The organism is Acidovorax sp. KPB24-07 (genome assembly GCF_057543315.1).
In genome coordinates, this window is sequence record NZ_BAAJYS010000433.1 from 1 (window position 1) to 2,657 (window position 2,657).

The following is a 2,657-nucleotide window of genomic DNA, read 5'->3' on the forward strand; positions in this document are numbered from 1 at the left end:
GGTGCAGCGGCACATCGTGGGCGCGATCTACGTGAGTTGCTCCGGGCGCGGCGGCCCGCATTTCGGGGGGCCGAGCGCGGAGCTGCAGATCGTGCGCCACGCGCTGGGCGACGTACCGCTGGTGGGGTTCTTCGCCGGCGGCGAGATCGCCCACCACCGGCTGTACGGCTACACCGGCGTGCTCACGGTGTTCACCAGCGAGCACGCGCCGGTCTGAGCCCAGCGACCGCGGGAGGCCCCGCGCCGGCATGCCCGCAGGCCGTGCGCCCCTTCCCGGGGTGGCCCAACGGGGTGTTGAGCCTTTTTGGCCTCACGCCCTAGAAAATCATGCGGTGACAGCTATAAAAATAATAGCAGTTGACTTCAGGTCACCGGCAGGAGCGCGGGCGCGGCCGTGCGCGGCATGCCGGTGAAGGCGAAGTCCACTTCCGGCGCCAGCCCGCTCACGATGCGGGCGATGGAGCGGCCCGAGCCGCAGGCGTGCGTCCAGCCCAGCGTGCCGTGCCCTGTGTTGAGGAACAGGTTGCCGATCTTCGTCTTGCCGATCAGCGGCACGTTGCTGGGCGTGGCGGGGCGCAGCCCGGTCCAGAACTGGGCCTGGCGCGTGTCGCCCGCGCCAGGAAAGAGTTCTTCCACGCGGCGCACGATGGCTTCGCAGCGCACGGGGTTCAAGTCGCGCTGGTAGCCGTTGAGTTCTGCCGTGCCGGCGATGCGCAGGCGGTCGCCGCGCTCGCTGGTGTAGCGCGAGAAGACGAGCTTGAATTCATCGTCCGTCAGGCTCACCTCGTAGGCCGCCGAGGCATCGCGCACGGGCGTCGTGACCGAATAGCCCTTGGCCGGGTAGATGGGCAGGCGCATGCCCAGCGGCTCGGCCAGCAGCGGGCTGAACGAGCCCATGGCCAGCACGTAGGCATCGCCCCGCACGCGTTCGAAGCGGCCTTCCGCGTTGGTGATCTCGGCATGGTCGATGGCGCCGCCTGCCGTGCGCAGCGCCGTGATGTGGCAGCCGGTACGGAACTGCACGCCCGCCGCCTGCGCCAGCCGGGCCAGCTCGCGCGTGAAGGTGTTGGCGTCGCCCGATTCGTCCTCGGCCGTGTAGGTGGCGCCGGCCAGTTGCGGGCGGATGTGGGCGAGCGCGGGCTCCAGCCGCACGGCCTCGTCGGCGCTGACCACGCGGCGCTCGCAGCCCAGGGCGCGCATCTGCTCGGCGGGAGCGAGCGCGGCATCGAACTCCCGGGCGCTCGTGTAGAAGTGCAGGATGCCCTGCGTGCGCTGGTCGTACTGGATGCCCGTATCGCGGCGCAGCTGCTGCAGCGTGTCGCGGCTGTAGGTGCCCAGGCGCACGATCTGCTCGATGTTGTGCCGCGTGCGGGCCGGCGTGCATTCGCGCAGGAACTGCAGGCCCCACAGCCACTGGCGCATGTCGGCGCGCAGGCGAAAGAGCAGGGGGGCGTCTTCGCGGCCCAGCCATTTCAGCACCTTGAACGGCGCAGCGGGGTTAGCCCAGGGCTCGGCATGGCTCACCGAGATCTGCCCGCCGTTGGCGAAGCTGGTTTCCGCACCGGGAACGCCCTGGCGGTCGATGACGGTCACTTCGTGGCCGAGTTGCTGCAGGAAATAGGCGGAGGTGGTGCCGAGCAGGCCGGCACCGAGAACGATCACGCGCATGATTCACAAGCCTTTTGGAAGGTTTGCGCAAGCAGATCGCCGGCGTGGTGCTATTGAATTGATAGCATGCAGCCGACGGCGATCTGCCGTGCTGCCGCTCCCCCTGTCCTTGGTACCTGAGAGATTCACCCTGCGCCAACACGGCGAGGGGCTTGCTCCTTCGGTGCGCCATGGCATGCATGGCGGCTCTCCAGACGGCTTTGATGGTGGTGCAGTACGGGACCTGAGCGTGTATGGGAGTTTGCGCCTTCGGTGGAGCGGCCCGGGGGCCGTTCGCTCTCCTGCAGGGTGCATCGTAGCAGCGAAGCCGCGCGGCGCAAACCCCGTGCGCGGCGAAGGGGGCGGGCCGTGCGGTTAGTCGATGCGGATCCGGGCGTCCTTCACCACTGGGCCCACTTGGCGCGGTCGGTGTGGACGGTCTGGCGGAACTGCGCGGGCGTCTCGATGCGCACGGCGTTGCCCTGCGATTCGAAGCGCTCGCGCACCTCGGGCTGCTCCAGCACCTGGCGCAGGGCGGTGTTGAGTTTCTGCACCACGGCGTCGTCCGTTCCCTTGGGCGCGAAGAGGCCGAACCAGATCGAGCTGTCGAAGCCCTGCGTGCCCGGCAGGCCGCTGGAGGCGATGGTGGGCACCTCCTTGACGGCGGCCACGGGCTTGGCGGTGGTCACGCCCAGCAGGCGCACCTTGCCGGCCTTGTAGTGCGGCAACACGGTCTGCACCTGGTTCATGATGCAGCAGGTCTCGCCGCGCACCACCGACGTGATGGCTTCGGGGCCGCCCTTGTAGGGCACGTGCACCATGTCCAGGCCCCAGGCGCGCATTCGAATTGGCGAACGCCATGTGCGTGCCCGGCGCCGTTGCCGGTGGAGGCGTAGTTGTATTGGCCGGGTGGCCTTCACCAGCGCGACGAACTCCTGGAGCGTCTTCGCGTCGATGACGTCGGGGTTGATGGTGAGCACGTTCGACACGTCGATCAGCGGCCACCGGGA

The 2,657-nt window shown here is 68.9% G+C and carries 3 protein-coding genes and 1 riboswitch; of the genes, 1 reads left to right on the forward strand and 2 read right to left on the reverse strand.

The window, feature by feature from the left end; translation table 11 throughout:
- A partial coding sequence (locus AC27IQ_RS22150) for an FIST C-terminal domain-containing protein (protein WP_487090816.1) occupies positions 1-217 on the forward strand: 217 nt, incomplete at its 5' end.
- 146 nt (positions 218-363) lie between these two features.
- On the opposite strand, the gene AC27IQ_RS22155 is transcribed toward AC27IQ_RS22150, so the two are convergent.
- Both AC27IQ_RS22155 and AC27IQ_RS22160 read right to left on the reverse strand, forming a co-directional pair.
- Positions 364-1,668 (reverse strand): D-amino acid dehydrogenase, encoded by a 1,305-nt coding sequence (locus AC27IQ_RS22155; protein ID WP_487090817.1) that lies wholly within the window; start codon positions 1,666-1,668, stop codon positions 364-366.
- Between the two features lie 93 nt (positions 1,669-1,761).
- Positions 1,762-1,872, reverse strand: a riboswitch (glycine riboswitch).
- Between the two features lie 176 nt (positions 1,873-2,048).
- Positions 2,049-2,657, reverse strand: a 609-nt coding sequence (locus AC27IQ_RS22160; RefSeq protein ID WP_487090818.1) for a Bug family tripartite tricarboxylate transporter substrate binding protein, incomplete at its 5' end; no start/stop codon positions are given.

Excerpts from the sequence above, each read along its gene's own strand:
- AC27IQ_RS22155 (WP_487090817.1), bottom strand. The coding sequence starts at position 1,668 with ATGCGCGTGATCGTTCTCGGTGCCGGCCTGCTCGGCACCACCTCCGCC.